General features: G+C 42.4%; 3 protein-coding genes. All 3 read right to left on the minus strand.

Going from position 1 to position 2,767, the window contains the following annotated elements:
• Positions 1 to 127: 127 nt before the first annotated feature.
• Positions 128 to 835 carry a 23S rRNA pseudouridine(2604) synthase RluF gene (gene rluF / locus BMZ71_RS14385; protein WP_086990939.1) on the minus strand — a complete coding sequence of 236 codons (708 nt, stop codon included), beginning with the start codon at positions 833 to 835 and terminating at the stop codon, positions 128 to 130.
• A gap of 46 nt (positions 836 to 881) precedes the next feature.
• Complete coding sequence (truA, locus tag BMZ71_RS14390) at positions 882 to 1,622, minus strand: tRNA pseudouridine(38-40) synthase TruA (RefSeq protein WP_086990941.1); 741 nt, start codon at positions 1,620 to 1,622, stop codon at positions 882 to 884.
• A gap of 596 nt (positions 1,623 to 2,218) precedes the next feature.
• A complete protein-coding gene (locus BMZ71_RS15020) occupies positions 2,219 to 2,575 on the minus strand; it encodes a hypothetical protein (RefSeq protein WP_068562302.1) in 357 nt (118 codons plus the stop codon).
• Positions 2,576 to 2,767 lie beyond the last annotated feature (192 nt).

Consider the following 2,767-nt stretch of genomic DNA (forward strand, 5'->3'; position numbering starts at 1 on the left):
AAAAACAAGTGAAAAGTGCTAGAAACATTATAAAATTAACGTTTCTAGCACTTTTTGATTGATTAAACTGTAAAAGTCGGGATGGCATCCGGCTTTTTAGGTTTCCAAATTCATCAAGCCTATGGTTTCACCATTCTTTGGGCTCATAGTTTAACTCTTGGAATAACTGCGCTTTTTCTTTTTTTGACAGGTAGCGCCATTGTCCCACTGGAAGGTTGTCCAGCTGGATATTCATGATGCGGATCCTTTGCAATCGGTAAACGTTGTATCCCAATGCCTCGCACATGCGGCGGATTTGACGGTTGAGTCCTTGGGTCAATATGATTTTAAAATCATATTTTGATAGCTGTTCCACTTTGCAAGGCAGGGTGACCGTATCCAATATTTTGACCCCTTCTGACATCTGCTTCAAGAATTCAGGCGTGATCGGGCGGTCCACGGAAACAATGTATTCCTTCTCATGCTGGTTCTCGGAACGCAAGATTTCATTGACGATATCGCCGTCATTCGTGAGCAGGATCAAGCCCTCAGAATCTTTATCGAGGCGCCCGATATGGAAAACCCGGAAAGGGTGGTTGACCAAATCGACAATATTCCCCTTGACGCCTTTTTCGGTCGTGCTCGTGATGCCGACCGGTTTGTTCAAGGCAATGTAGACATAGTTGTTGGCTACGAAGAGCTGATTACCGTTTACGCGGACGTCATCCCCCGGCTCCACTTGGCTGCCGATTGTTGCCCGCTTTCCATTGATTGTTACGCGCCCCTCAGTAATCAGTTTGTCGGCCCCTCGTCGGGAGGCTGTGCCTGCCTCACTTATAAATTTATTGATACGCATGTGGACACTTCCTTCATCCAAAGTTTTTTAGATTTTGCGACTATCGTCAATCGTAATAAACGGCATCCAGGAACAGTCCGTGGGAAGGGACGGTCATGCCGGCCTCACTGCGGATTCCGCTCTTGAAGATGACATCAATGTATTCCGGTTCCATCGTCCCGGCCCCGATTTCAAGGATCGTCCCCATCATGATCCGGACCATGTTGTAGAGGAAGCCTTCCCCTGTGAACGAAAAGTGCAGCAGATTGCCTTCCTGCTGGACTGTGATTTCATTGATGGTCCTGATCGTTGATTTTTTCGATTTCTTGAGTGAAGAGAAGCCGAGGAAGTCATGCTTCCCGACAAGCTTTTGGCAAGCCGCGTTCATCCTGTCCATATCAAGGTGTCCAGGGTAATGGTAGCTGTAATGGCGCTCAAATGCGGAAGGAACGACATTATTCCAGACATGATAGCTGTATGTCTTTCCGGCTGCGTGATAGCGGGCATGGAACCTTTCCGGAACCTCCTCCAGCTCCTTGACGACAATATCGCGCGGGAGATAACGGATCAGATGATCCTGCATCGCCTTCAAATCCATTTTGGATGTCGTTTTGAAATTGGCGACTTGTCCCCTGGCGTGGGTGCCGGCATCCGTCCGGCCCGATCCGATGATTTCGATTTCTTCTCCGGTCATTGCCGACAGGATGTTCTCTATTTTACCTTGAATGGTTTTGTCCGAATCCCCGAGCCTTTGCCATCCCAGGTATCTGCCGCCATCATACTCGATCGTCATTTTTATATTTCTCATTTTATCTCCCTTAAACATCGGATTCTGGGCATCGTTACATGCCTTGTACTCCTGTATTATAACGGATATCATGCTGGTTTGGGGTGTTTTCGTTGAATCTTTAGACTTTTCAATCAAATCCAATAGGCTAGGCGGTTTTTCCCGGTCCAATATTTTTGTTCCCTATTATTAACATTGTTACTGTTAACGAACTGAATAGTTTAAACTAAACTCAATGACAGTTATCTTTTTCATTAAATCAATTTTATAGCTGTTCCAAGAATTCAAATATAAGAAAAAAGGAGGTATGCAAGGAGCAAACGTCCATTTTTCAATAGGATGGTACTATCTTCTCCGAATACGCTTTGCATAAAAACGGAGGTCTCCTTACCGAAACGGAATATAATCTGAGCGATACAGGAGACCGGCTGCCTCAGATCACAGAGTAAGGTGAGCCTTCGATGTAATCTTCAATATACAATCTGGAATTGGATTGTGGTGATCACCTTCTATTCGGCAGCCTAAATTCTGTTTAAAATTTTCCGAGAATCCAGTAAGAAAACCTTGTAAAAGCAAAGCAAGCAACCTGCGAAAAGACATCGCACGTTGCTTGCTTTTCATTCTGATTTACGTTTCTGCGCAAAAATTTCTCCAACAGAAATACCTAAAGTTATCCAAACACCAATGTTTCCTAAACCTATACCCGAAGCGGATTTCCCGCCTAAAGCGTTCAACAAAAGCATTACGAAGAACAAATAGATTATTGACAGTATCTGACCATTTATATTGTCTGTATTTTTGGAACGGCGGAATCGTTTTGATATTATAGATAAAAGATACAAACTTAAGATGATCCATATATTTAACTTTATGGGAATTAAATTAAATAGGAACGAATCAGGAAAATAGTCATTAACCATCAAAAGTGTTAAAGAAATATAAAAAATGAAATCAATGCATTTCCAAAAATTCATAATAGATTACCTCGAATTTGATGTTATTTTCTTTCAATATGAGTAGAGTAATACGTAACATGAGTCGGGTTATTAAAACTTGAACTTGAATGACGGACTATTGTAGAGAAGTATTGCCAAAAGTCGGTGTTCGGTGTATATGTAATGTCTACTGAATAATTAACAAACCTTATCATAACAGCGTTTTTAGAT

Origin of the sequence: Trichococcus flocculiformis, assembly GCF_900113645.1 — a bacterium.
In the GTDB taxonomy this organism is placed as follows: Bacteria; Bacillota; Bacilli; order Lactobacillales; family Aerococcaceae; genus Trichococcus; species Trichococcus flocculiformis.

Coding starts and splice junctions, on each gene's coding strand:
- truA (WP_086990941.1), bottom strand. CDS start 1,622: ATGAGAAATATAAAAATGACGATCGAGTATGATGGCGGCAGATACCTG.
- BMZ71_RS15020 (WP_068562302.1), bottom strand. CDS start 2,575: ATGAATTTTTGGAAATGCATTGATTTCATTTTTTATATTTCTTTAACA.
- rluF (WP_086990939.1), bottom strand. CDS start 835: ATGCGTATCAATAAATTTATAAGTGAGGCAGGCACAGCCTCCCGACGA.